This window comes from Chitinophaga pendula (genome assembly GCF_020386615.1).
In the GTDB taxonomy this organism is placed as follows: domain Bacteria; phylum Bacteroidota; class Bacteroidia; order Chitinophagales; family Chitinophagaceae; genus Chitinophaga; species Chitinophaga pendula.
On sequence record NZ_CP077769.1, the window covers coordinates 3,542,035 to 3,565,911 of the forward strand.

Annotated in this window: 15 protein-coding genes; 4 read left to right on the plus strand and 11 right to left on the minus strand. The window is 45.3% G+C overall.

Annotation, left to right across the window (positions count from 1 at the left end; translation table 11 throughout):
* Positions 1–241: 241 nt before the first annotated feature.
* The 4 genes from KTO58_RS12425 to KTO58_RS12440 all read left to right on the plus strand — a co-directional run bounded on the left by KTO58_RS12425 (position 242) and on the right by KTO58_RS12440 (position 6,117).
* Complete coding sequence (locus KTO58_RS12425) at positions 242–1,921, plus strand: nucleoside transporter C-terminal domain-containing protein (protein WP_198314924.1); 1,680 nt, start codon at positions 242–244, stop codon at positions 1,919–1,921.
* Between the two features lie 207 nt (positions 1,922–2,128).
* Positions 2,129–4,264, plus strand: coding sequence for a M43 family zinc metalloprotease (locus KTO58_RS12430; protein WP_157753003.1), 2,136 nt, complete (start codon positions 2,129–2,131; stop codon positions 4,262–4,264).
* A gap of 2 nt (positions 4,265–4,266) precedes the next feature.
* On the plus strand, positions 4,267–5,448 hold the full coding sequence (gene mqnE, locus KTO58_RS12435) for an aminofutalosine synthase MqnE (RefSeq protein ID WP_225860225.1): 1,182 nt from the start codon (positions 4,267–4,269) through the stop codon (positions 5,446–5,448).
* Between the two features lie 111 nt (positions 5,449–5,559).
* Positions 5,560–6,117 (plus strand): DUF192 domain-containing protein, encoded by a 558-nt coding sequence (locus KTO58_RS12440; RefSeq protein ID WP_225860226.1) that lies wholly within the window; start codon positions 5,560–5,562, stop codon positions 6,115–6,117.
* Between the two features lie 6 nt (positions 6,118–6,123).
* On the opposite strand, the gene KTO58_RS12445 is transcribed toward KTO58_RS12440, so the two are convergent.
* From KTO58_RS12445 to smc, 11 genes are all read right to left on the minus strand, one after another.
* Complete coding sequence (locus tag KTO58_RS12445) at positions 6,124–6,846, minus strand: thioesterase II family protein (RefSeq protein ID WP_095839055.1); 723 nt, start codon at positions 6,844–6,846, stop codon at positions 6,124–6,126.
* A 161-nt stretch (positions 6,847–7,007) separates the two neighbouring features.
* Entirely contained in the window at positions 7,008–7,388 is a 381-nt protein-coding gene (gene rnk, locus KTO58_RS12450; RefSeq protein WP_095839054.1) for a nucleoside diphosphate kinase regulator, read from the minus strand.
* 635 nt (positions 7,389–8,023) lie between these two features.
* Positions 8,024–10,309, minus strand: a complete 2,286-nt coding sequence (locus tag KTO58_RS12455; RefSeq protein WP_225860227.1) for a DUF7133 domain-containing protein — start codon at positions 10,307–10,309, stop codon at positions 8,024–8,026.
* A gap of 148 nt (positions 10,310–10,457) precedes the next feature.
* The gene (locus KTO58_RS12460; protein ID WP_095839052.1) at positions 10,458–12,065 is read right to left on the minus strand and encodes a thiol-activated cytolysin family protein; all 1,608 of its coding nucleotides are present in this window, start codon (positions 12,063–12,065) and stop codon (positions 10,458–10,460) included.
* Positions 12,066–12,083: 18 nt separating this feature from the next.
* Positions 12,084–13,649, minus strand: coding sequence for a S41 family peptidase (locus tag KTO58_RS12465; RefSeq protein ID WP_095839051.1), 1,566 nt, complete (start codon positions 13,647–13,649; stop codon positions 12,084–12,086).
* 22 nt (positions 13,650–13,671) lie between these two features.
* A complete protein-coding gene (locus KTO58_RS12470) occupies positions 13,672–14,790 on the minus strand; it encodes a thiol-activated cytolysin family protein (RefSeq protein WP_157753002.1) in 1,119 nt (372 codons plus the stop codon).
* Positions 14,791–14,933: 143 nt separating this feature from the next.
* A complete protein-coding gene (locus tag KTO58_RS12475; RefSeq protein WP_095839049.1) occupies positions 14,934–16,073 on the minus strand; it encodes a thiol-activated cytolysin family protein in 1,140 nt (379 codons plus the stop codon).
* 282 nt (positions 16,074–16,355) lie between these two features.
* Positions 16,356–18,320 carry a histidine kinase gene (locus KTO58_RS12480; protein WP_095839048.1) on the minus strand — a complete coding sequence of 655 codons (1,965 nt, stop codon included), beginning with the start codon at positions 18,318–18,320 and terminating at the stop codon, positions 16,356–16,358.
* 11 nt (positions 18,321–18,331) lie between these two features.
* Positions 18,332–19,072 carry a LytR/AlgR family response regulator transcription factor gene (locus KTO58_RS12485; protein WP_095839047.1) on the minus strand — a complete coding sequence of 247 codons (741 nt, stop codon included), beginning with the start codon at positions 19,070–19,072 and terminating at the stop codon, positions 18,332–18,334.
* A 659-nt stretch (positions 19,073–19,731) separates the two neighbouring features.
* On the minus strand, positions 19,732–20,127 hold the full coding sequence (locus KTO58_RS12490; RefSeq protein WP_095839046.1) for a DUF4259 domain-containing protein: 396 nt from the start codon (positions 20,125–20,127) through the stop codon (positions 19,732–19,734).
* Positions 20,128–20,332: 205 nt separating this feature from the next.
* On the minus strand, positions 20,333–23,863 hold the full coding sequence (gene smc / locus KTO58_RS12495) for a chromosome segregation protein SMC (RefSeq protein ID WP_095839045.1): 3,531 nt from the start codon (positions 23,861–23,863) through the stop codon (positions 20,333–20,335).
* Positions 23,864–23,877 lie beyond the last annotated feature (14 nt).

Consider the following 23,877-nt stretch of genomic DNA (forward strand, 5'->3'; position numbering starts at 1 on the left):
GACATGGAATTGGTTGATATGCAAAGGGTTACCTTATTCCCTTGCGAAGGAATAAGCAATTATGTTCACTGTTTGATTCTTAGAAAAAGAAATGGTTCTTAAATCGGATTTTGGTTACATAACCAAGATATGAAATTTATAATAATAAAATATTAACAGAATCTTTACAATTAATTGCTGGAAAGCAGATTTTCCGTTTTATTTGCTCCTTCAAATCAATTTTAAACTGTAACTAACAACTATGTCGTCTCAATTGTACAACCTGATGCGTGGAGGTCTTGGCATGCTGTTCCTGGTTGCTGTTTGCTATTTATTGAGCAACAACCGCCGGGCGATAGATTGGAAGCTGGTGCTAATGGGCATCTTTGCGCAGGTTATGTTTGCGATGGGGGTACTGAATACGCAATTTGCTAGTCAGCCGGTATTTTGGCTGGTGTTTGGTATCATTGTAATTTACGTAGCCGGCAAGAGGGTACAAAAAAAATTATCGACTGCAGTACCGGTAACCATCCCCCCTGACGCCTCCCCTACCCCTGTATCCCTTTCACCCGACGTGATCAGTATTTTACTGGCCGTACTTTCCCTCGCTGTTTTCTTTTTTGGTATTATCCGCAGTAGTGCCTTTGCGCTGCCTAAATTGTCAATCACGATCACTATCGGTATACTTTGGCTACTGATCTGGATACAATACAAACGCAACAGCATCGAAACTATAAAATGGGCGATACTGGGTGCTTGTTTGCTACTTTGTATAGCGGTATATACCCAACTTTGTCCCCCCTCGATATTTCGTATGGTGCTGGAGTCAGTATCTTCGTCTTTTGTGGAACTGATCAATATCAGCCATAAGGGTACCGAGTTTATTTTTGGCAAACTGGCAGACCCTACGGGCAACTGGGCTTATATTTTTGGTGTACAGGTATTGCCTAACATTATTTTTTTCGCTGCTCTTTCCTCTATATTATATTATATGGGTATTCTGCAGAAGGTGGTATATGTATTTGCCTATCTGCTCAACAAACTGAACATCTCCGGCGCAGAGAGCGTGTCAACAGCAGCAAATATATTCCTGGGACAAACGGAGGCGCCGCTGATGATACGTCCTTACCTGGAGAAAATGACCAGAACCGAGATACTTTGTATCATGGTCGGTGGTATGGCTAATACGGCGGGTAGTGTAATGGCAGCCTATGTTGGTATGCTTGGAGGTGCTGATCCTGCGCAGCAGAATTATTTCGCGCTGCATATGTTAAGTCAATCGATTATGAGTGCTCCGGCAGCAATTGTTTGTTCAAAAATACTTTTCCCCCAGGCACACGGTGAATTATTGTCCAAAAACCTGCATGTTCCCAAAGAGAAACTGGGCGATAACTTCCTTGACGCTCTTTCGCTGGGGACAACAGACGGTCTGAAGTTGGCTGTGAATGTGGGAGCTATGCTGATTGTATTTACGGCAATGATGTACGTCGGTAACGCTTTGCTTGGTTGGTTCGGTGGTATCACAGATCTGAATCATTACATCGTTACAGCTACCGGTGGGCGATATGAGGAGCTCTCTTTACAAATGATATTGGGTTATATCTTTGCTCCGGTGGCTTGGATGATAGGAGTCGCCAAAGAAGATATGGTTTCTATCGGGCAGTTATTGGGAGAAAAAACGATCCTAAATGAATTCATCGCATATATATCACTGGGCCAGATGAAAGCCAATAATGTGATCCAGGATCCTAAGTCAATATTGATCGCGACGTATGCGCTCTGCGGTTTTGCTAATTTTGCATCCATCGGTATTCAGATCGGTGGTATCAGCCAATTGGCGCCTAATCAGCGTAAGAATCTGACAGAACTGGGTGTAAAAGCACTTATTGGTGGGACCATTGCCTGCCTGATGTGTGGCTGTATTGCTGGTGCACTTTCTTAAGAAGATCAGGTCACTATATACGAAATTGCGGAGTCTTGTAGTTTATACTACAAGACTCTTTTTTTTGGGTCTGACGTAGTAGAAAACAAGTTCATCGACATGCAGCGGCCGCCGATAGAAATTGTGAGGGATGAATATTTGTTTTGTATTATCTTGCTATAGCGGCCCCCCGCTCCAGGAAAACCACAACCTTTAAACTCTATACTATTGCGCACTTTTACTCTATTGTTCTTCCTATATATGCTGACCCAACAAGCCCAGGGACAGCGTACATGTGCCTCTGCCGACGCGCTCCAGGAAAGGATCAAAAAAAGCCCCTACCTGCTGAACAAACAGCAGCAAATCGAACAGCAACTCCTACAGCTCCGGCAGATGAAGAGCAACCAACGGGAAGCGGCTCAACCTGTCAGCATTCCAGTAGTAGTGCACATTGTACTACAAAATCCAGCCCAGATAACTGATGCACAGGTATTTTCCCAGATTGCTGTTTTAAATCGGGATTATACAGCCACAAATACGGATATCAGCAAGGTGCCTGCGGTATGGAAATCCATTATCGGTAATACACAATACCAGTTTTGCCTGGCCCAACGTACACCTAATGGAGACCCCTCCAACGGGATCATCCGGGTTGCCACTACCAAAGCCTCTTTCAGCAACCCGCTGAATGCGGTGCCGGATGTGAAGCATGCCAATACCGGTGGATCCAATGCGTGGGATCCGAGAAAATATCTTAATATATGGGTATGTCAGATTGAAGGTAGTACCCTGGGGGTTGCCACCTCTCCTTCCATGTTCCCGGATGATGAAGATGGTGTTGTAATCCTCTATACTGGTTTTGGCACGGAAGGTACTGCCAAGGCCCCCTTCAACCTGGGCCGTACGGTAACGCACGAGATCGGGCACTATTTCGGCCTGCGACATATATGGGGAGACGATGATGCGGATGGTACCGCCCGCTGTACCGTGGATGATGGTGTAGATGATACACCACTCCAGGGGAAAAGAAACTTCAATTGTCCAACTTTTCCGTTCACTGATAATTGTTCTCCTGCTGTACCCGGCATTATGTTCATGAACTTTATGGACTATGTGGATGATGCCTGCATGTACCTGTTTTCTGCCGGTCAGTCAGAACGTATGCGCAATACATTAACGGCTGTACGTCCTTACCTGCTTACTTCGGATGGCTGTACGCCTGTGAACCTGGCAGAACAGGATGCCAGTATTCAGACTGTATTGTCCCCCATCGGACAACAATGCAGCGAGGATATTGTCCCCAGGGTATTGCTGAGAAACAGGGGCAGCCGGGCTATTACCAATGTACAGATACAGTACAGGATCGATAACGGAACACCACTATCCTTTAACTGGACTGGTAACCTGGCCAGCCTGCAGCAGACAGAGGTTGTATTGCCTTCCAGTACAAGTAGTGCGGGCATCCATACTATTACGGCCTATAGTACCTTACCTAATGGGGTCGTTGACCAGAATACCGCCAATGATACTGCAAAAGCTGGTTTCCGGTATGATAACAGTCCTCCGTTTCCTTTTTCGGAGGGTTTCGAAGGTAATACGTTCCCTCCTGCTTCATGGGAAATATTTAATCCTGACAACAGCTTCACCTGGGAAAAGACCCGGGATGCAGCCCGTAGCGGTAGTGCGTCTGTGGTGATGCGTAATCTCGGATATGCTACAAATGGTCAGATCGATGACCTGGTGTCTCCCGTATTTGATGGTCGCCAGGAAGATTCCGTATTCCTATTGTTTGATGTCGCGGCTGCACTGCAATCAGATCCTTCTTCCAATAATCTATGGGATAGCCTGGAGGTCCTGATCACTACAGACTGTGGTAAAACGCTTAAAAGTCTTTATAAACGTGGTGGCCCTGATTTTGTAACCCGGAAAACGCCGGTATTGACCGAGTTTGTTCCTGGCAACAATGAATGGCGCCGGGACTCTATTAACCTGACTCCCTATATCAAACAGGGTAAATTCAGGATTATTTTCCGTAATTATTCCAACTACGAGAATAACATCTACCTGGATAATATCAATCTGACGGCTAAAAAAGTCAATAGCAAGCTGCGTGAAAAAGGGGTGCTGGTGACGCCCAATCCGACCAGCGACCTGGTGCTCGTTTCCTTCTATGAGCGTCCAACAGACCTAGAAGCCGTCAATATCTACAATGCAATGGGGCAACTGATCGCCCAACAACCAGCTACTGCTCTTAACAACAATCGTCTTACCTTTGATTTGGTAAATGAGCCAAATGGTGTTTATTTTGTAAAATTAATTTACAAGAACCGGGCGCAGACCATTAAAATATCAAAAGTAAGATGACGATGAGACAAGATTTTCTGCCTGTTCAAACGCTATTGCAGCAGTCTTCACTGGATGCTGCACTGAAGAAGATCGCTGAAAAGGTGCTGGCACAGGAGAGACTGACACAAGAGGAAGGCATTACTTTATTCGAAAAAGGAGAAGTAGGATTTGTAGGAGCATTAGCCAACTATGAGCGCGAACGCCGCCATGGCGATAAAACGTATTTCAACCGTAACTTTCATATTGAGCCGACGAATGTCTGCATTTTTACTTGCCACTTCTGTTCCTATTCCCGTTTATATAAGAATAAGGAAGATGGTTGGGAACTGAGTATAGACCAGATGCTAGACATCGTAAAAGGCTATGACGGTCAACCTGTTACAGAAGTGCATATTGTAGGAGGGGTGCATCCTAAGATGAACCTGGATTTCTTCTGCGAATTGCTGAGTAAAATAAGGGCACATCGACCAGATCTGCATTTAAAAGGATTTACAGCAGTAGAGCTGGATTATATGTTCCGGAAGGCCAAACTGAGCGTTAAAGAAGGCATGCAGAAGCTGTATGATGCCGGTCTACAGTCAATGCCTGGTGGTGGAGCTGAGATCTTCCATCCCGACATACGCTCCCGGATATGCCATGATAAAGTAGATGCAGATGGGTGGTTAAACATTCACCAGACTGCTCATGAGCTGGGTATGCATACCAATGCTACCATGCTTTACGGTCATGTGGAAGAATTCTGGCATCGCATCGATCATATGGAAAGGCTACGCTCCCTTCAGGACCGGACACATGGATTCAACACTTTTATCCCATTGAAATTCCGAAACAAAGGGAATGATATGGCGAATGTGGCTGAAAGCAGTATCGTAGAAGACCTGCGTATGTATGCTATCGCGCGTTTGTACCTGGACAACTTCCCACACCTGAAAGCCTACTGGCCTATGCTGGGAAGAAATACCGCCCAGCTCACCCTCTCCTTTGGAGTAAATGACCTGGATGGTACCATCGATGATACGACTAAGATCTATTCCATGGCCGGAGCAGAAGAACAGACACCTTCCATGAGTACAGCCCAACTTGCAATGCTGATCAGACAAGCTGGCCGTCGTCCGGTAGAAAGAGATACCGTATACAACGAGATCAAAGACTACACAGATGAGGCGTTTTCTGAAGCAGAACTGTCTCCGGCAGATAATTGATAAACATTCTTATAATTATAAAAGGCAAAAGGAGTTCTATGAGCTCCTTTTGCCTTTTATTGAATATTCTTGGGTAAATCAAATGACGTAAAACTTTACTACCTTCATCCTATGAGAATTGCACAATTTATGCTTGTGACTACTAAATGGATATTCAATATTGCCCTGTGCCTTTATATCACAGGATGTCAGAATAAAGGTAACAATAATAGCGGTAGTACTACCTCCACACCTGCTGCGACTCCCGCGCCCCCAGCTACAGCTCCTGACAATGGTCCTGCCTTTAAAAAAGAAGGGGAACTGTTTTTCATCGGTAAAGCTAAGAACGATACGATCCGTAAGATTGACATAGAGTTGGCTACCACAGATGAAGAACGTGCTAACGGGCTGATGAACCGCAAATCCATGAGTGATGATCAAGGTATGCTTTTTGTGTTTCCGGCAGCTGAAGAGCAATCATTCTGGATGAAAAACACTTATATCTCTCTCGATATTATCTATGTCAACGAACAGTTGGAGATCGTATCCGTTCAAAAATATGCTACTCCGTTATCTGAAGAGAGTCTCCCTTCCTATAAGAAAGCGATGTATGTAGTCGAGGTAAATGCGGGTTTCTGCGACAAATACCACATTGCTTACGGTGATCGTATCTCCTTTATTAAACAGTGATAGTGTTTAGACGCCAATCTGTTCGGTCTGCACGATGATCTTACGGGCAATAATGTCCATGATCTCGCGAGCATGCTCGAATATAAAGAAGTGTTTTCCTTTCATTCTCCTGAAATCAATCGGGCGGCTGCTTTCCAATTGCCATAACTTAATATCCTCCATTGTCATATCTTCCTCTGTACCGGTGATAACGGTAAATGGCAGATCTAACGGTCCTTTACTCTCATAGGCGTACGTTTCGTTCAGGTGAAAGTCTGCCCGGAGGATAGGCTCAATATATTCCAGCAGGTCCTCGTTCTGTAATATTTCTTCAGGACTACCGTCCAACCGGCGGATCTCCTCAATAAATTCTTTCTTGGGCAATAGGTGACGTTTCTTTTCTTTACGCGAAGGAGCAGAAGGTCCGGTAGTGCCGGTCACAAAAATGTGCAAAGGTGCCGGATGCCCTTTACTGAGAATTTTCCTGGTAAGCAGGTGAGTGATCAGTCCTCCCAAGCTATGACCATAAATCGCATAGGGACGTTCTTCCAGGTGAGGTTTTACCTGTTGATAAAGATCCTCTAATAGCACTTCCATGTCGGTCAGCAGCTCTTCGCCCATTCTTGACCCGCGGCCCGGGTACTCCAGGGGTAAAAGGTTCAGGAAAGATGGGGCCTTCTGTTGGTAATCCCTGTAGGAGTATCTACTTCCTCCTGCGAAGGGAAGACAAAACAGGTTAACTTTCTTCATGATATAGTATTAATCGGGTTCTCGCTAATGTTCAAACGCCCATTTAAGGCACTCTAATTTACTGCTTTTTGTCATAATGTAACAGTGACAGGGGGGATTAACATAAACATCATGCTATTCTATAGCTGGCCGGAGCTTGTTATATCCGGCCAGCGGTATGGTTATGCGTCTGTTTTTTCGATGGGCTCTACTTTTAATATCTGCAGACTCGTCTTACCTGCGGGCACCTCCCATAGCACAACATCTCCTTCCCGGTATCCCAATAGGGCGGTACCAATAGGTGATAAGATCGACATTTTGCCAGATTGGATATTTGCCTGTCCGGGTAATACCAACTCTACCTGCCGGACCCGACCACTGCGTTCGTCCCTGAACTCCACTTTAGAATGCAGTTTTACGACATCTGCCGGCATTCGCTCTTTCTTACGTATTACTGCTCGCTCCAATTCTGCCTTTAATGGTTCACTACCAGCTACTTGCATACAAATACTCTTCAATATCTGATAATCATGATCAGATACTATAATATGATGTTGTTTCATTGTGATAAAGTCTATATGATGAAAAGAAGGGATTTATGTTACTGCCAGGTAGGACGTATAGCGGCATAACGGGTATGCATCATCCGGCACATACGAACGTGCAGACTGGCACTTGTCCCGGAGCAACTGGCAGTAACAGGTAAAGTTGTCCGGGCTTATTTATTGAAGTCTTTTGGACAGGAGAAAAATGGCAACAGGTGGGTACGCAATGTAGAAAAGATACATTGACAGCCGGAAAGAGGTAATATGTATGTTGCCTGATTCAAGAAATATGAAGTCCTGATATCTACAAATATAAGCAATTAAAAGAAGTGCTGATACACCCAGGTTGGATCGGAAGGCTACAGTTTCATCCAATCCGGTGAGGATATACCAGCACAAGGGATAACAAACCAGAGGTCTTTCAATAAATACATGATCACATATTTTATGGGATCAACAACAATGTAAAATTAAGCATTGATATATGATTATCAGTATTTTACACAACTACAGGAGTACTACATAGCGAACAAAAAGATTACTACAAAACGTCTACAAATGAGGAGAACGCTTTCTCCAGTATATAAATAAAAAGCCGCCCGGTACTGCTATCAGACCCAGACGGCTATACGTATTTTAGCTAATAAAAGGCGTTATTTCAGCTCTGCCGCTGTAAATGGTTTTAGCCTGGTTTTATATTGTGCCCGCACTTGTTGCACATCTTTTTCTGTTACCTTTTCTGCCCGGTTGCTCCAGGCACTACGTATAAAACTGATGGCCTGTGCGATGTCAGCATCGGAAAATTCATCGTTGCTCGCGATGCCCGGCATGTCTCCGTTAATCTCTGGAGACTTGTATACTTTACCATTTACCTCAACGGGGCCGGTCAGTCCATACAGAATGATTTTGATCAATCGTTCTTTGGGGCCTGTTACCAGCTGGCTTTGATTCAGCGGCGGCGCCAATGATTGAATACCTTCCCCATCAGCTCCGTGGCAGGTCTGGCAGATTGTCTTGAACAACATGCTTCCACGAGGGTACTGTTTGAACAATGCTTCGTCCATTTTTGACTGACGACGGCTGGAAATATCCTTTAGTATTTTATCGAGACGTTTTCTGATCACTAATGTCGAATCGTTGTTCCAGCGGCGGATGGAAGTAAGTAGCGCCTGTTCTCTTCCTTGTGCATTATTAATAGCGGCATCCGCGACATAACGGTTTTGGGCATATGAATGCACCAGCAGTTCTTCCAGTTGTTTGCCAGTAGCAGGTTGTAATTTTGATATTACGGGTAACAACAATGCGAGGGAAGGAGCTACATCAGTATCTTTTACCATCGGTAGTAACTCAGCAGTGATGCGCCCGATATTCTCCGGTGTCGCAATAGAAGGAATTGTCCATAGGGCCACCTGTTTTATAGCTGGCAGTTGCATATGTAGCAGCGGTAGCAGATCTTCTGCCTGTAAAGCCCCCAACCCTTCCAATGTCCATAAGGTATGTATCAGGCCGGTAAGATGGTCTGTATGACGCAGTCTTTCTTTTAAGGACGGCACCAAAATAGTAAAATGATGATCTATAATCAGTTGCTGCGCCATATCACTGATAGCGCCATCTGGATGATCCAGCAGGGCCATTAGTTTCTCCGGAACAATGGGAATTGGCAGGATACGCGGGCTGTTACCTTTGGGTACGATACGATATATGCGACCGCAGTTAAGCGGCGTGGTCAGCTGCCGATCTTTTATTTCATTTTTCAGGTAACCGGTCAGGTAGGTTTTGTGCTGTATGATCCCCCTGTACATATCGAGTATATATAAAGCACCATCGGGGCCATTATACATGCTGACGGGCCGGAAACGTTCATCCTTACTTGCCAGGAATTCACGCCCTTGGTATGCCTGCCGTCCAGTTACGAGGTACCCGCTATCTTTTAATATATTCCTTTTTATCAGATTGGCGGAAGGCTCGGCTACGAAAGCATTCCCTGTGTACGTTTTGCCGAGGAGGTTTCCCCTGTAGACGAGTGGTCCGCAGGCGGCGGTGAAGTTGACCAACCGCAAGCTGTCATCCAGTATGCCTTTAATATATCCCCGGTTTACGCCCGGGGTTGGCCGAATGGGGTACACCCGGTTGTCAGGAACGATATTCTCATCATATCCGCTTACCCTGCGTTGTTGTGTGTTTGCATGTCCTAATCCGGGGCTGAAATAATCCCCGATCAGGTTTTCAGAGTTGTTATTATAAAATAGTCGCCCCATATCATCCTGGCTGATCCCCCACTGGCCCCGGAAATGGGTGGGTTCCTTCAGCCATTTATTGCCTGCTTTCCGGTACCGCACATCTGATTTGGCACTGTAGATCCAATTGTCCATGGCGCGCAACAGTCCATTAGGCTGGTGTTCGACATTTCCTCCCGCCGCATATTGATCATCTACCAGGGTCTTTTTCCCTGCCCGGTCGCCCTCTTCTATCGTGACATACCATAGGCGCGGGGGTTCTGCGACTAGCAATCCATTCTCTACCAGACAGATGGCCCTTGGTAATACCAGTGAGTCCAGAAATATCTTGCGGCTGTCGACTACTCCATCTTTATTGGTATCCTCCAGGATGACGATCTTCCCGTTGGCCACTTCTTCTCCTGTACCCAATGTGTCCGGCATATAACCGGTCATTTCCACTACCCACATACGCCCCAGGTGGTCGAAGGTCATCGCTACCGGTACGAATACCAGGGGTTCTGCAGCGACCAGTTGCACTTCCATACCTGGGTCAACTACCATCTTTGCTATGGCGGCCTTGCCGTCGAGTACGGCAGATTCCGCATATTGTTGTCTGATGGTCAATGAGTCACCGGACTTGTTTTTTACACCCGCAGCGTGTTGTTGGCAAGCCAGTAAAAAAAACAGGAATACCCCTAGCAAATGATTGCCGTATTTCATACTATACCCAAGGTTAATCGATTGCAAAAAACTAAAGTACTACAGCGCCTTGAGAAATAATAATTTTTTGGGGGGAACGGCGGCGGGCGTTCATAGGTGCGAAAGGCTGACCTTTCGGCCAGCCTTTCGCTAAATAATTCTTGTGTAATCAGGGCTGTACAATGTATCCCGGACCAGGTTTCAACCGGTAGGTATAGATGGATTCAGATTGATTACCATTATTGGGCTGATTTGGATCATAATATTTGACCAGGTAACGTAACCGGGCATCTTTTTGGAGCAACTGACGGGTATTTTTCAACGAGTTACGGACTTTCACATCTTCGTTTTTTTCAGATCTGTTATGATATCCGTTCGGGCCGTACTGCCGGTTTTCGGTCACCGTATTGATCAGATAGTTAAATGGAACGAAATTCGGAGCAGCAACTGGTTGTATTTTATTGGGCCACTGGTAAAAGGCCAAATATAGATCACCATATTCATAAGTAGCTCCAGCACCACCGGTACCCACCTGATAACGATTCTCTATTTCAAGGCTGGCATATACTTTATCATATATACCGTAGTCCACCTGGAATGGCGCTGCAATAAGGCTATCTGTGGCAATATCTTTCATTTTGAAGGCGATAGGCACACCAGGTGATGCTGCGTCGTATGTCATTCCTTTAGCCAGCAGGGCTGTCAGTCCCTGCACACCGCCCACAAGTCGTACCGCTTCTTCTCCGCTTACGCCAGCCACGGAAACTTTTATCTCTGCGGAATCGATCAGTGCCGTTTCTTCAGATGTGAGGGAGTTTCCTCCATTTATTATTCCCAATACGTTGAAAGCCTTACGGAAAGTTGCTTCTGCTTTGGATTGCTCTGCTTTGCTCTCTATGGTCATAATACCCATGCGTCCATAGATCACGCTACTAATATATATAGGCTGATAGCCTCCATACACGGATGGATCTACATTCGGATCTATCAATTGCCCCGCTTCAGGAATGTCCATATCGATACTAAAGTTTTGTTGTATGAACTTTACCATGATGCCTGACTTCCCGGATATCTGGGCCAGGTTTTTATCAATGTGCGTGGAATTGGTAACAAACAACAGATTATTTTTCGTATTGTATCCATAAAGGGTTTTCAGTTCCTGATAATATGTAAAGGCCTTCATCTGATAATTGAATCTGGAAAAACCTGCTGACCCGGCAAAATCTGTTGTTAATGCATCTCTTACTACTTGTCGCATGCCTGATGGTGTTGCTATCGGTAACGTTTTGGATACTTTTAAAGGAGAGGTGGGGATAGAGACAGAAACTGTGACCGGCCTTCCATATCCCAGTATGGGAATAAGTCCAAAATCCTCTATACTACTACCTTTGATGATAGAGCCTGGGTATATTACATTGGTATTACCGGTAGTAACGACAAACTCATTTGCATCAAATAATTCCGCATAGTTATAGGTGGCACCATTCAACACATCTGTGAAGGAGGGTCCGTGAGGAGTTACGCTGATGCCTCCTCCCGGTATTTCAGGGTTACCGGCTGCTTTATGTGCCGCCAATACTGCGGCAGCATCCAAAAAGGGGTGCAGGCTATCCGGTAGTTTACCTTTTACTTTAAAAGGAGTTAAGTGATAACGAGGCAACTGCGAGAAGGAATATCGGTCCTGCTGCTCTCCGATAACGTCCGCTTTAGGTTTTCTACACGCGGATAGCAAGGCTAGTACTACAGCAAAAATAAATAGGCGTTTGATGGCAAACATGATTTGGGTTTTAGTAGGTCATTTAAAATGAAGATCACTGATCTGTTTGATCAACCCATACTGCACCTGTATCCCTTTATCAAGGGTCTTGAGCGGAAATCCGGTAAGTATGCGCTTATTGTCGGTCACCACCGGGTATTCCCGGGGGGCTATGTTATGTAGAATATAGTATATCGCCGGATCCCTGATATCTCCAAAGTCGTACCTCGGGTCATCCTGCAGGGAGATATCGGCTGGCATACCTGAAAAGTAGTCTCCTTCTTCCCTTGCATTTTTCGTTTGGTACAGGGATAAATAAAGCTTGTATCTGTTGATGTAGATATCAAAGAATCCGATAGGTTTTCCGTATGTTTTAACAGTCGATCCCTGTAAAGAAACGCCGATCAGCTTTACATCCAGGTATGGACGCAAACTGTTGATGAGCAATTCGCTGGCGGAAGCGGTTTGATCGCTGACAATGAAATAGACCTGGTTGACTGCCAGCAGTCCACCTGTTTTTTCAAACCGGGTAGTATTGGCCGCTACGCTATAGTCAATATCAAATAAGGTGGCGGGCCTTCCGCCCAGCATGACGGGCGTACCATTTTCATCCAATATAGGCTGCATTTTCAACAAGGAGGCCTGCCCGGACTGCATCAGGTTATTGTAATACTCCCTAAACATTATACGCCCGTCAGCATCGGCAGGAGCTATCATATTAGCGAGGTATTTGCAGGTATTCTGAAAGCCACCGCCATTGTAACGCAGGTCGACAATCAATGTATGTACTCCCTGTTGGGCAAACCGGCTGAATACTGACTCCAGGTAGGTACGCGTATTACGTTCTTCTGTAAATCGCTCATAAGCCAGATACCCTACTACCCTTGTCCCGGCGACAAACACCTGCTCTCTTAATAAGGGATTCTGTGCATAGGCGATATTTACCAAAGTCACTGGGCGCTCCTCTCCGCTCTTTCCATCCCGGACCTTCAACCTTAACCGGCTTCCTTCCATCGCCTCCGCAGCGTAACGATAGAAATCCTCTGTGGTAGCTACCCCCCTATCATTTATCGCCAGTAAACGATCTCCCCTTTTCAATCCAGCTGCCCCTGAGGCACTTCCTTTGCTGGCCATCAGTATCCTGATATCACCCGGGGCCACTGCCACCATGGATAACCCATAGCTGCTACTACCAGCTTTCAATGCTGCGATAGGTGTTAACTCGCCTGCATGATAACTAGCGGGATCTCCGGGCACTATCACTGTGGAGTATTTGGGTAGGTCTCTTCTTTCCGGATGTTGTTCATATGGATGTCCTGTGGAGGGGTTTACGGCGTAGTGGCTCAGATCGAACAACTCCTTTCGGACGATGGCCAGGTCACTGGCACCTGTTTGGTTCGCATAACTCCTAGGGCTAAACTTATTTATGTCCGGCAATTGCTCATTCCAATAATACAGTTGCCTGGCATATAGATATACGGAATCCAATACTGTCAGCAACAATTGCCGGTTTTCTGCAGGTGGTACCGGCTGGCCTATATTCTCTTTTTTACAAGCGGCTATACTAATAATAGCAATCAACGGTAATAAACGACGTTTATTCATAGGTATCCTGCTTGCAGATTATTTATCTAGGGAAGTTTACTTTAAAGGTGGTCTTAACTGGGGAATTATCACTCAGGTAACGCATCTTGAACAGAATAGGTACCCCCGGGTCGCTGGCAGAAAACTCTCCGCTATGCGCGATGTAGTTAACAAATCCGTCATAGCCTGTAACGGCCTGTCCTTGTACGTTGCTGGAGCCTCCAATCAGGTATATATTGATTTTAGAAGTGTTCACCAATGTCTTTTCGTACTCTGATATGGTCTCGTTGCTTCGTTTAAACAACTTCCTGACAATCTTTTCATAGATCGTTTTTAGCTGATAAGACATATCATTACTTTCTATAACGATAATACCCATTCTCCCATAGGTGACTTTATTGACGTATACCGGTGAATAGCCATATAGCACTCCCAGGTCTACATTATTTTCGTCTACCAGTTTGCCATTGGCAGGTTCTTCCAGCTCCATTGAGAAATTTCTCATGGTGAACCTGGCTACAAAGGCAGTAGGGAACTGGGTGCGTACTACCGACACATCTGTTGAGATACTGGAGGAAGAAAATAACCCTTTGACATTTACATTGCTGCCGTAAGCCCATTTGATCTCATCATAATACCAGAAATTGAAGGATTCGTAGAGGAACTCTTCCATCGGAGAGGTGGAAAAGCCGGGAGCTAGCAACGCTTTTCGCAAGAAGACCCTGGTCCGGGACAAAGACGGAGTATCTATTGTTCCTACGGCTAAGTCGGAGGGAAAACTCACGCTTACCTTGATTGGATATCGCTTGTAGTTGCGTATAGGCACGGGTACATAACTGGAGGTACTAACGGAATTTCCCTTCAATAGAGAGCCTGGATATATAAAGGATTCATTATCAGGTATTACCGTCACTTCATCTGTGGTGTAGATCTTGCTATAGCCGGTCGAATTAGGCCAGAGACTATCCCCCAGAAAATCCGTGACATTCAGTTTTTTCTGTTCAAGGTAGTCTTTAATGGAACCGACATTGATACCGACAATGGTATCGCCATATTTTTTTAACTGGCTGAATGAATAAGGAGCGTCTTGTTGCTGTATGCCTGTCAGCAGTTCTTCCCGGATCGTTTTTTTCGAGCAAGCGTAGAAAAGTAGTAAAGGCAAAAGCAGGACTGGATATAATTTTCTGGCTAGGTACATATTATACGGGTTGATAACTTATGGACATCAGAGAATCTAATAGCAGCTTCGTATCCGTTTTACCGGATACGATAGCCGCTATGCTATCTGACAGATAGGTCTATAATTTAATTGGGTAGATAAAGTTCGAACTTGGTACTGTAAGGAGAGAAATTATTGGCGTGCCGCAGGTTAATAGAAATAGGTACTCCTGGCTTAGCAGCAGAAAATTTGCCTCCATTTACAATCAGGTCACGGAAACCTTCAAAACCATACACCGTTTTTACAGCGTCAGCACCATCACTTCCAATTACATACGCCTTGATCTTGGCTTTATCCAAGAGTCTTTTCTGCTCTTCGGTGAGGTGTACGCCCCCTCCAATAACATCGCCGATTTTCAGCGTAGCCCTAACCGCATAATTCACCGCCTCATAGGAAGAGTCAGACTCTATCGTAATTACTCCCATACGGCCATAGTTCACATTGGTCACTATCAAAGGAGCATAGCCACCATACAGTGCCGGGTTAATCGGTCCGTTAACTACCATTCCATCAGCTGGCGGCTCCATATTAATGGTAAAATTCTTCTGCACAAACATGGCCCGTATACGGGTTTTCTTGCTTTCGGAATGCAGGGAATCCAGCAGGTCAAAAGTAAAAATACCACCCACGTTAATGTTAGCACCAAATGATAACTTCAATTCATCGAAGCGATAAAACCTCTGCATATCATAGGTAAAGGAGGCTATCTGCTCGCCGGTACCCTGTTTAAGCGCATTCCGTACAAACCTTGCCTGGGCGGAAGGAGACGGTACTGCTATGGAATCCTGTATAAAATCGGTAGGAAAATCCGCATATACGGAAATAGGTCGTTGTGAGATAAGCGTGTTAGGAATGAGTTGCAGCGACAGATCATCTACACTGGTCGCGTAATAAAGCGCTCCGATATATGCTGTAGTTCTGATAGCAGCATTCATAACCGGGATTTCATCAGATGAAATCTTCAATGTTTTACCACCAGGTCCGGGCACTACACCGTCGATACTTACTGTATTCTTTTTGAATTGGCTCAGTATCTCATTCATATGATCAGTATTCCTCATAGGAATACGTATCGACTGGCTGCTGAACTGTTTAAAGTCCGCGAATTGGTAAGTAATATTGTCTCTTCCGGCGGGTTTCTGGTCCGGCTTGGCATCATGGTCCTTTTTACAGGCGTACAGTAACAGGGACGCACCACTTAGTAGTACGATTAATGGTCTTTTCATAAATTGATTTTAGTGGCTAAGATTAACAGTATGTCAATAGGTTATTAAGCGATAAATGAATAATCGATCGTACAATTCCCGGATTCCATATATGATGATAGTACAATGGTATCTGATATAATAGATATGCTACATACAGTCGGCAACTGATTGATATGTGGTTAATTATTATCTATACAAAGATATCTTCCCTTCATTATATGTCCGTGATACAATAGAAATCCGGTGCGCTATTGTTCAAAAGTGCCGGTACTTTTTTTATATCCGTAAAAGAGGCTTTGATTATTGATAAGGAATTACAATTCGGACAAGCACCCCTCTACTTCCTTGCGTATGCTTATCGATAATTGTCAACCCGGCGGGCTGCCGGGTCTTTTTTTCAAGAATAGCCAGTCGTTCCCGGGTGATGGTGCCTGCCAGTGAGCGCTTACCCTGTACTATAGGTGAGTCTGCCATCCCCCTTCCATTATCTGCAATGACACATTCCAACACGGTTCCTTGTTTTTGAATATTGATCTTTATGATGCCTCCGCTTTCCATTCCCCGAAAGCCATGCTCAATAGCATTTTCTATGAATGGTTGGAGCAACATCGGTGGGATCATTAATTCTTCTTCCTCATATCCATTATATATCGTCAGTTTGTAGGTGAATTTGCGTTCAAACCGCAACTGCTGTAACACCAGATAATCCTCCAGTGCTCTCACTTCATCCTCCAGGCTGACCAGGCTCTCCCGGGAATTCTCCAGTGAGCGGCGTAACAACCCGGCGAAAGCACCCAGGTAGCGATTGGCCAAGTCAGTCTCTTTTTGGCGGATCATATGCTGCAGTACGGATAAGGTATTAAAAATGAAATGCGGTTCCATCTGACTACGCAACAATTGCTGCTCCAATATGATCTTTTCATTAGCAGCTAATATCCGACGCTGCCGTAATGATACGATCAGTATCACCAACAGCGCACCTGCCAATAACATGACCAGGATACTGGACAATAACAGCAGGTTCTTCCGTTCCAGTTGGTCGGATACCTGTTTTTTCTCAAGATTTAACTGGTAGATATGCTTTTCCCTGTCCTTGACCTGGTACTGAGTTTCCAGCTCTTCCATTACACGGAGTCGTTCCTGATTATAGAACTCCTTGACTTTCTTGTTGTAGGCCTCGAGTTCATCCGCTGCCTTGCGAAGATCTCCTGCACGTATATAATAACGAAGCCGGTTTTCCCGCAACATCATGATATCAGTCAGCCATGCAGTTGTATCGGGCAACAGGATATCTGATGCCCGGTTCAGGTAACCTCTTGCTTCCCGGTAACGGCCCAACCTTGTAAGCACTTCTCCTATATTAAAATACTCCGGCGCCAGTTCTTTTGGCGATAACTTCCCGGGATCTGCATCCTTAAGGGCGATTATTTTATAACAATAGACTAAAGCAGAATCGAATTGCTGGCGACCATAGTAATAGCTGGCTTTCAGGTTCAGATAGTCCAACGCATGCTGATCGAACTTATCAGGATAACGCCGCATCAGTTCATCCAATAGTGTCAGGTAATGCCGGGAGCTATCTTTTTCTTCCTGCTCCCCATAGGTAGTAATCGCTTCCTGATAAATCCTTCCTACTAAGACTGGTTGTTCCTCTTGTAAGGACTTACCATACTTTAATGCCAGCTGTATATAGAAGCCAGCTTCCTTATACAACTGAGCCGATCGGTTGGAAGAGGCTATTTCCGTGTAACGCACGGCACGCTCAGTCCTACTAAATGAGTCTTCCGGCGCCTGCCGCAACTCTATACCGACTCTACTGAAGTAAAAATTAGTGGGTATCTGCTGCCCTAATACGCTCATATAATAGTCCGTTAACCGGCTGTATAATATAACCCGCTCCCGGAAACGGAAAGGGTGCCGGGAGAAAAAATAGTCCGCGTCTGTTAGGTAATACAACAGGCTATCGTCCTCTTCCGTCTGATATACACGTGCCCGTAACAAAGCCAAAGTAGCATGCGTGAAGGAATCCTTATCATAAGTATACCTGGTATCAAGCAAATGAGTAATTGCCCGGGCCAGACTATCGCGGTCATTCCATTGCCGCCTGGCTATACGCGTTTCCAATATCCTAATCTCCGGCGACAGTACATAACTTTCCTGACTAGCTTTTTGTGGCGCTCTTGCCGACTGCCGGCATGCGGGCAGGGTCATTAATAACAACATCCACCAGGCCATAATGCCTGGATGCATGATCAATCTGTTCATTTGCAATAGGATTATTGCCCGGTCAGAAACTGTACGACCAGGTCTTTCTTTCTATTTGAAACAGGGATGGTTTCGCCGGTCTTTAGCACCAGCAGCCCTTCTTTCTTAAAACTGTCGACATAGTGGTAGTTGACAAGGTAAGACTGGTGGCATCTAATAAAAAGGTGCGAAGGCAACAGCTCTTCATACTCTTTAATGTTACCCGAGACCACTATTTTCCGATTTCCCGTTAGCAGAAAATGAGTATATCCTGCATTTCCCTGGCAGTAGGTAATCTCTTCAAATAATACCAGCTTTAATGCCTCCTGTGTTCGTAACACGATGCGATCATTAGGAAACTGCTTCCGTAAAGAGGTACCTGCGATATCCAGTTGCATGGGTAAGGTAGGAGCAGGTAAGGTCTCCTGGCGTACCCGCTCCAGTGCATTCCGTAATTCATCCTCTTGTACAGGCTTCAGTAAATAATCCAATGCTCCCAGGCGAATAGCCTGTATGGCATGTTGCGCATAAGCTGTTACAAAGATGACATGGAAAGGTAACGGTCTGAAATGAGCTAACAACTCAAAAGCATCTCCATCATCCAATGCAATATCCAGCAATAACAATTGCGGCTGAGTCGCCCGTAAAACAGGAATAGCGTCTTTGATACTGCCGCATTCTGCTATCACTATAAAATCATTGTAACGGGCCATCATCTCTAATAAATCCCTGCGCAACATGGGTACGTCGTCAATTATCACGGTCTTGATCATGCGATTAGGGTTGTCTCCCGACAAAGGCTGTTTTTTCTGACAAACGGGATATATGGTGCTACAACGTCGTTGAATCGAATATACGAATACTCAATAAGTTATTTAAAATAATATATTTCGACCTGATGTATCGAAATACATAAATAACTTTATTTAAAATTCCATTTAAGTAATGTAAAATATTAATAATCAATATTTTATTTACGCTTAATAAAATAACACTTCCGATATTTAATACCTGCGATACAGCATCTAACATCCAGCTTTAATCTCACAATACAACATACTGATTATAAATAAATTACAAACACCTACTATAATACTACTTCATAGCAAACCTATTGTATATCAATGTATTGATAACCTTGCTGAATAGGATGTCAACCCTTTTCATGATCCAATCTAGGCATAACAAATCAATTAAAAAACGCGTGAGGCAAGCGGTAAGCACAGCCTATTCCTGTGGCCAAGGCGAACAACACCTCTCCTTAAACAGCTGCCCATAACCGGGTAGTATTTTCACTTATAATTGACGAAAAGAAAATAGATACGAAGAAAATGCTTGTAAGCAGATAGGATCTACAAGCTCGGTAAGGGATATAACATAGCAAACAGCCCTTCGCCGTAGAGATACGGTCAAAGGGCTATTGTCAAATATCTTATTGTAAACGTTTCAACAGATCTTCCTGCACACTCAACCAACTTTCCAGATCATTGCTTTCTGTCCACTGATCTTTCGCCCCAGAAGTAGCTACAATCTTTTGCACCGCATTCACTGCCAGCTGGCGCAATGCCTTCGTAGCCAGCAGATCCAGACTATCCAGTCTGTCCAGGGGCTTCTCCGGGAAATCTTCACTGGGCTTACCAGTAAGCGCTGCTACTACCTCTGCTGCGGCTAATGCTTCCGTACAATCTGATAAGATCAGGTACTCCTCTCTGTTAATGATATGCTGCAGGGTATCCGCCACTAAACCGCCATCCTTATTATCAATCAGATCGAATACCCAGTCCTGTGATTCGTCATTTTCAAAATTCCTGGTGCCCCATGCTGCCATGATAGTTATGTTTTTTTTGGTTATCTAAATAATGAAGGAAATCTTTTTACCTCATTTCACTCCTTACTCAGCCATACATTCTGTTGTCTCTTAAGACCTAACGAGATGACTTTTGCGGTTGCAAAATAAATGATGCCACTGAAAATGACAATAGCATTCATCAAAAGCAGCATATAAATAACAAGCTAATAGGCCACACCTGCTATTAATTAAGACTCCTGAAATCCACCGGAACTAGTTTACTGACCCCTGGCTCCTGCATCGTGACCCCATATATTACATCCACCGCTGCCATCGTCTGTTTGTTATGCGTTACGATGATAAACTGGGAATTATCGGAGAACTTGCGGATCATATTTGTAAATTTACCTACGTTAGCATCATCAAGGGGCGCGTCCACCTCATCCAAAATACAGAAAGGTGCCGGCTTGATCAGGTAGATCGCAAACAGCAAGGCCGTAGCCGTCAATGTCTTCTCTCCTCCTGATAGCTGGGTGATAGCCGCCGGACGTTTACCCTTCGGCTTCGCGATGATCTCGATACCCGTGTCAGCCAGATTCTCCGGATCATTTAATATCATATCACATTGATCCTCTTCGGTGAATAATGCCTTGAATACGCGTATGAAGTTCTCTTTTACCTGATTAAACGTATCCAGGAACTTTTGGTTCGCCGTAGACTCTACCTCTTGTATCGTAGCCATCAGCGACTCCTTTGCTGATACCAGGTCATTTTTCTGCTCCAGGATGAACTCATAACGTTTTTTCATCTCCTGGAACGCTTCTATCGCTGTCGGGTTGATCTCTCCCATATTCTCCAGCCGCTTCTTTAACCGCTCGGCACTACCTTGCAGCTCATCCACCGAAAGCGTAGAACTCCGGTTCTCATCCAGGATCTCGTCGAGGTTCACCTTGAACTCCACGCTCAGTCGTTCCTTCATCGACGTTAGCTGCAACTTCAATTCATTCACTTTGTCCTTGATCGAATTCAGTAACTGATCCATCTGTTCACGGGCCCGCTGGCGGGTACGCAAACTGGTCTCCAGCTCCTGCAGATGGTTACGGAAGTTGTAATATTCCTGGTCCTTCTCATTCACCGCTTTCTCCTCCTCCTCCCTACGGCGGAACAGGTCCACCAATCCATCCTCTGCCAGACTTAAGCGGTCTTGGGCTGCAGCGATATTGGCTACTGCATCCTCCAGCTGGGTCTTATTACTGGTGATCTGCGCATGCAAGTCTGTCAATTGTTTACGCTTGAACTCCAACTCCTGCCGCAGAGCCTGTACCTTACTCTGTTGCCTGGTATGTTGCAGGTTCTGGTTATTATATTGCACGTTGGCCTGGTTGAATTGCTGCTCCGCTTCCTGTGCAGCTCTGTCGGCCTGCGCAATCCGCTCATACAGCTCCTGTACCTTGTCATTCAACTCATCCAGTTCCTGACGTACCCCAGCAATACTTTCATGATTGGCTTCCAGTGACTGCTGCATCTCTGCCAGCCGTTTATCTCCCGATTCGATCAGGTGATGGAAGTTCTCTATCCGGTTCTGCAGACCAAATACCTGGTTGTTCAACTGGTTGATCCGCTCCCGTGCCGTATTGATATTATTTTCGTTCAGCTGGCTATTATATCCCAGTACCTCATTATGTTTCTCCTGCAACTGCTGACGAAGCACACTTACTACGCCCTCCAGCTCTTTGATCTCGGCTTCCAGCTTCTCCAGGTTCTTCGCACGTCCTAACTTTTTACCTTCAAACAGCCCTACCGACCCTCCTGTCACATGATATTTTCCCCGGTGCATCCGTCCGCTCTGTTCTACGATCATCAAATCGGGATCAGCCAGCAGACTAAAATCTACCGCCTGCGCATCCTGGGAAACAAATACCTTACCAAGCAGGTAATTTCCCAGCCCTTTATATTTTTCCTCTATTTCGACAACGTCTAAAGCCGGCGTTGTACCCGGTGGGGTAAACAATGTACCGGCGTGATGGTTGAATTGATCCAGTATGAAAAAGTTTGCTTTCCCCTTTTTGTGAAGGTCCAGCAGCTGTATCGCGGCAATGGCTTCTGCCGCGTTGTTCACCACATAATAGTTTAGGTAAGGTTCGAGTAAGTTCTCGATACAGGTCCGGTAGTCCTCCCGGCAAAAGAAAATGTCACTTAAGATAGGTGCCTGGTTATTCCATTCAGGGTTCTTTTTGAGGAATTTGATACTATCAGGGTACCCCTCCAGGCTGTCCACCAATGATTTTAGCAGGTCGTATTCATTCTTTTTGGCATCCAGCTTACGATTCTCATCCACCAGTGAATCACGTAATCCTTCTATATCGGCCTGGGTAGCCAGTATCTTATTTTTGGTCTCTTCCTGGAAACGGATCATTTCTTCCAGGTTGGCTTTACCTTCCTGCAAGTTATCCTGGAGTGTTTGCTTCTCCTGTTCCAGCTGTGCGATCTGCTCCTGCCGACTGGTTTTTTCTTCCTGCAGTTGCTGTATACTACGCTGCAGGTTCTGTACCGAGGTATCTGCTACGGCCACCTTTTTCTCTGCCTCGAACTGTTGACGCTGCCATTGCTGCTGATCCTGCCGCAGTTGTTCCAGGGCCTGCTTCTTCTGATGGAAATGTTCTTTCTTTTCATCTACCATCTCATGCAATCCCTCCAACTGGTCCTGCATACTCTCAAATATCTCCTGCTCGTCACTAACCTGGGTTTCAGTGAAGGCGATAGAATCGGTCAATCCCTGCAATTGCCCCTCGGCTCCGTTGAGGAAGTCGGTCAAGTTCTTTTCCCGCTCCCGCAGATAGGTCAACTGCTGATTGGCCAAGTTACGGTCATTCTCACGCGTACGTATTGTAGCGACGAGTTCGTTAAATGACTTCTGCAACGACTGCAATTCCCGCTCTTTTGCGACAAAATGTAACTTATCCTGTTCCACGGCTGCCTCATCTTTGGCAATATCAGCCTCCATGGCCAACTTCTTATCCGCTTCCGTCTGTTGCTGCTCCGACAACTCCCGGAAGGTGATATTAAACCCCTCCAGGGACGCCTTCGCCAGCTCAATGCTGATATCCCGGTATTCTTTCTTTACCTCGTAAAAACGCTCCGCCTTACGCGCCTGGCTCTCCAATGTCTTCAAGTTGTTGTTGATCTCGAACAACAGGTCCTCGATACGGTTCAGATCCCCTTCAGTCGCATCTAACTTGGACTTCGCTTCTTTTTTACGGGTTTTATAAATAGAAATGCCCGCCGCTTGTTCTAACATGCGGCGACGGCTGTTCTCCTTATCCTTAATGATGTCGTCCACCATCCCTAATTCGATGATGGCATAAGAGTCGGTACTCACCCCTGTATCCATAAAAAGATTATGGATATCCTTCAGACGGCAGGCTACATCGTTCAAACGGTACTCACTGTCACCGTTTTTATAGAACTTACGCGTGATAGTCACCGTCGTAAACTCCGTAGGTAACACATTTTTAGTATTCTCAAACGTCAGGCTCACCTCGGCCATCCCACTGGCCGACCGGGTCTTCGATCCATTAAACACCAACCCCGCCTGATTTTCAGACCGAAGATTGCTGATCTTATGCTCCCCGATCACCCACCGGATAGAATCAATAATATTGCTCTTCCCACAACCGTTCGGTCCTATCACCCCGGTAATACCTTCATCAAACTGCAGCACGGTCTTGTCAGCAAAACTCTTGAAACCTTTAATTTCTAATGTTTTTAAACGCACAAATACTCCAGTTT

Bases quoted from the DNA above. Each gene is read 5' to 3' on its own strand.
- KTO58_RS12425 (WP_198314924.1), top strand. From the start codon at position 242: ATGTCGTCTCAATTGTACAACCTGATGCGTGGAGGTCTTGGCATGCTG.
- KTO58_RS12465 (WP_095839051.1), bottom strand. From the start codon at position 13,649: ATGAATAAACGTCGTTTATTACCGTTGATTGCTATTATTAGTATAGCC.
- KTO58_RS12475 (WP_095839049.1), bottom strand. From the start codon at position 16,073: ATGAAAAGACCATTAATCGTACTACTAAGTGGTGCGTCCCTGTTACTG.
- KTO58_RS12460 (WP_095839052.1), bottom strand. From the start codon at position 12,065: ATGTTTGCCATCAAACGCCTATTTATTTTTGCTGTAGTACTAGCCTTG.
- KTO58_RS12485 (WP_095839047.1), bottom strand. From the start codon at position 19,072: ATGATCAAGACCGTGATAATTGACGACGTACCCATGTTGCGCAGGGAT.
- KTO58_RS12440 (WP_225860226.1), top strand. From the start codon at position 5,560: ATGAGAATTGCACAATTTATGCTTGTGACTACTAAATGGATATTCAAT.
- KTO58_RS12445 (WP_095839055.1), bottom strand. From the start codon at position 6,846: ATGAAGAAAGTTAACCTGTTTTGTCTTCCCTTCGCAGGAGGAAGTAGA.
- mqnE (WP_225860225.1), top strand. From the start codon at position 4,267: ATGAGACAAGATTTTCTGCCTGTTCAAACGCTATTGCAGCAGTCTTCA.
- KTO58_RS12455 (WP_225860227.1), bottom strand. From the start codon at position 10,309: ATGAAATACGGCAATCATTTGCTAGGGGTATTCCTGTTTTTTTTACTG.
- KTO58_RS12480 (WP_095839048.1), bottom strand. From the start codon at position 18,320: ATGAACAGATTGATCATGCATCCAGGCATTATGGCCTGGTGGATGTTG.
- rnk (WP_095839054.1), bottom strand. From the start codon at position 7,388: ATGAAACAACATCATATTATAGTATCTGATCATGATTATCAGATATTG.
- KTO58_RS12490 (WP_095839046.1), bottom strand. From the start codon at position 20,127: ATGGCAGCATGGGGCACCAGGAATTTTGAAAATGACGAATCACAGGAC.